Raw genomic sequence first — 445 nt, forward strand, 5'->3', positions numbered from 1 at the left:
GGATGGTCCGCCTCCACTAACAACGTATCGATGCCGAGCCGTTCCGCCTTAACCGCAGCCCATAGACCCATGATACCACCCCCGACGATGAGGAGAGGGACGGAAGCAGGCAAAGGCGTTCTTGGTGATTGACCCTGTTCGAAAGCGGGATTATCGGCTTTAGCCATGAAAGATTCCAACGACACTATCAGAGAGACTGGCGCACAGGCCGGTTCGGCAACCGGCGAAACCCACACTGCACTCGACTGGCGTGACGGGGATATGCCCTATTCGCTGGCTTTTGACGACCATTTTTATTGCCAGACGGATGGCAGGCTGGAATGTGGCCACGTCTTCCTGTCAGGAAACGGCCTGCCGCAACGCTGGCGGGAACGCGAAGGCGTCTTCCGCATCGGGGAACTGGGCTTCGGCACCGCGCTCAATCTGTGCGAGACATGGCGCCAAT

2 pseudogenes are annotated in these 445 nt (G+C 58.7%); one reads left to right on the plus strand and one right to left on the minus strand.

What is annotated here, in order from left to right:
- A pseudogene (locus EN857_RS36015) lies at positions 1-167 on the minus strand (D-amino-acid oxidase); the annotation flags it as partial.
- Between EN857_RS36015 and EN857_RS33320 the strand changes: the two are divergent.
- Positions 166-445 (plus strand): annotated as a pseudogene (locus tag EN857_RS33320) (5-methylaminomethyl-2-thiouridine methyltransferase); the annotation flags it as partial. The pseudogenes EN857_RS36015 and EN857_RS33320 overlap by 2 nt on opposite strands.

The organism is Mesorhizobium sp. M4B.F.Ca.ET.214.01.1.1, from assembly GCF_004791545.1.
GTDB classification, from domain to species: Bacteria; Pseudomonadota; Alphaproteobacteria; order Rhizobiales; family Rhizobiaceae; genus Mesorhizobium; species Mesorhizobium abyssinicae.